The organism is Nocardia asiatica NBRC 100129 (assembly GCF_000308415.1).
Taxonomy (GTDB): Bacteria; Actinomycetota; Actinomycetes; order Mycobacteriales; family Mycobacteriaceae; genus Nocardia; species Nocardia asiatica.
In genome coordinates, this window is record NZ_BAFS01000051.1 from 1 (window position 1) to 2,648 (window position 2,648).

Here is a 2,648-nt window from a genome sequence, read left to right on the forward strand (position 1 = left end):
TCGACCGGGAGTGTGACGGCGGCGCAGCCCGACCCAGAGGTACGGCCCATGCCGTCGCGGTGTGACGCGCGGTCAGCCGAAGTTGCCCGGACCGACGTTGCGGCTGTTGCGGGTGCGTAGGGCGTGCACGTAATCCTCTGGCGCGCCCGCCTTTTCGGCCGCGTCGGCGATCACGCCGAGGTAGCGGGCCGAGGGCAGCCCGCCCTCGTAGGCGTCCAGCACATAGAGCCAGGCCAGCGTGGGATCGCCGCCGTCGGCGTTGCGGGTGACGCGCAATCGGATCTTCTTGTGGATGCCGAAGTCCGAGCCCTCCCAGCGGTCCAGGCGCTGCTCGTCCTCCGGGGACACGTCGTAGAGCACGACGAACACCCGGGAACCGGGATCCTCGACGACCGTCGCGAGAGGCCCTTCCCAGCCGATGTCGTCACCGGCGAAGGTGAGCCGCCAGCCCTCCAACCAGCCCGTCCCGGACATGGGGGAGTGCGGACAGCGCTCGAGCATCTGCGTCGAGTCCATGTTGGACCCATAGGCGGCATAGATCGGCACCAGCAAAGGGTAGCCAATAACCGGGAGAGAACGCGTTCGATTGCCCCGCTTGCGGCGCGGCGCGGGGCCGGGAAGGGTTGCGCACCGGTAACGCGGTCGGTGGTGCGAGGTGGTTCCCGGATAACGTCTACACCGTGCCGGAGATCCCGGCGCGAAGCACGAGCGGAGGTATCAATGACCCGCATCGCGATCATCGGTGGCGGTCCGGCCGGCTATGAGGCGGCCCTGGTGGCGGCCCAGCACGGAGCGTCGGTGACGCTGATCGATTCCGACGGCATCGGTGGGGCGTGCGTGCTGTGGGACTGCGTCCCCTCCAAGACTTTCATCGCCTCGACCGGCGTCCGCACCGACCTGCGCCGGGCTCGGGATCTCGGGATCACCCTCGACCCGAATCAGGCGCAGGTGCAGCTGCCCGAGGTGAACGCCCGAGTCAAGGCGCTGGCGCTGGCGCAGTCCTCCGATATCCGCTCGAAGCTGCAAACCGTCGGGGTGACCGTGCTGGCCGGTCGCGGCGAGCTGATCGATCCCGGTAGCGGGCTGGCCGCGCACCGGGTGCTGGCGAAGCTGGCAGACGGCGCGCAGCAGACCATCGAGGCGGAGGTGGTGCTGATCGCCACCGGCGCGAGCCCGCGCGTGTTGCCCGGCGCGGAGCCGGACGGCGAGCGCATCCTCAACTGGCGTCAGCTCTACGACCTCGCGGAGCTGCCGGAGACCCTGGTGGTCGTCGGTTCCGGTGTGACGGGCGCCGAGTTCGTCTCCGCCTACACCGAAATGGGCGTGCGAGTGAAGCTGGTCTCCAGCCGTGACCGCGTGCTGCCCGGCGAGGACGCCGACGCGGCGCTCGTGCTGGAGGACGCGCTCGCCGAGCGCGGCGTCGAACTGGTCAAGCACGCGCGCGCCGACGCCGTGGAGCGCACCGCCGAAGGCATCGTGGTCAAGCTGTCCGACGGCCGCACGGTCTCCGGTTCGCACGCGCTGATGACCGTCGGCTCGACGCCCAACACCGCCGGGCTCGGACTGGAGCGGGTCGGCATCGAACTCGACAGCGGCGGTTACCTGCGGGTGGACCGGGTTTCGCGCACCTCGGTGCCCGGGGTCTACGCCGCGGGGGACTGCACCGGCCTGCTGCCGCTGGCCTCGGTGGCCGCGATGCAGGGACGCATCGCGATGTACCACGCGCTGGGCGAGGGCGTCAGCCCGATCCGGCTCAAGACTGTCGCCTCCGCGGTGTTCACCCGGCCGGAGATCGCGACCGTCGGCGTCAGCCAGAACGCGATCGACAACGGCGAGGTCCCCGCGCGCACCGTGATGCTGCCGCTGAACACGAACCCGCGCGCCAAGATGTCCGGGCTGCGGCGCGGTTTCGTCAAGATCTTCTGCCGTCCCGCGACCGGCGTGGTGATCGGCGGCGTCGTGGTCGCGCCGATCGCCTCGGAACTGATCCTGCCGATCGCCCTTGCGGTGCAGAACAATCTGACGGTCAGCGACCTGGCCCAGACGTTTTCGGTGTACCCGTCGCTCACCGGTTCGGTCACCGAGGCGGCGCGGTTGCTGATGCGCCACGACGACCTGGGCTGACCTCGTTTTGGCGCACCCGGTGCCGTGTCCGTGCGTGGACATCGTGCCCTGCGATCTCGGGGCGGGCGCCGGATGCGGGCGCTCTTGCCACCCTTGGCTATTCGCCGCGTTGCCCATCGTGCGCACATGTGGTTCACTCTCGGCAGAGATGCGATCGGAGGGCGGTCGCGGGGTTCGGTGTGGGGGGATGGTCCTTTCCAAATCGGCACGACGAACGGCCCGGGGTCGTTCGACGATCAGGCGTCTCACCCAGGGGACAACTGAATGCGGCCTGCCGGGCCGCACCCGGGAAGGGAATGCGGAAGTGAAACATCGTAAGCCGAGTCGGGCGCAGCGAGCGATGGCGAGCACCTCGTTGCCACTGGCCACAGCGGCTGCCGTGGCCACGCTCTTCGCTGCGCCGGCGGGGGCGGCTCCGAACGATCAGCCGACCACTCCGCCGACGCCTGCTCCGGCCCAGCCGGGCGTGAACGAGTCGCCGAGCACCCCGGAGACCACACAGCCGGAGCCGAACAAGCCGGAAT

The 2,648-nt window shown here is 69.9% G+C and carries 2 protein-coding genes; one reads left to right on the forward strand and one right to left on the reverse strand.

Annotated elements, in window-relative coordinates; genetic code table 11:
- Positions 1–72 precede the first annotated feature (72 nt).
- Entirely contained in the window at positions 73–546 is a 474-nt protein-coding gene (locus tag ON27_RS05695; RefSeq protein ID WP_043720454.1) for a gamma-glutamylcyclotransferase family protein, read from the reverse strand.
- A gap of 174 nt (positions 547–720) precedes the next feature.
- Here ON27_RS05695 and ON27_RS05700 point away from each other — a divergent pair, with 174 nt between their 5' ends.
- Positions 721–2,124 carry an NAD(P)H-quinone dehydrogenase gene (locus ON27_RS05700; protein ID WP_043720450.1) on the forward strand — a complete coding sequence of 468 codons (1,404 nt, stop codon included), beginning with the start codon at positions 721–723 and terminating at the stop codon, positions 2,122–2,124.
- Positions 2,125–2,648: the final 524 nt, after the last annotated feature.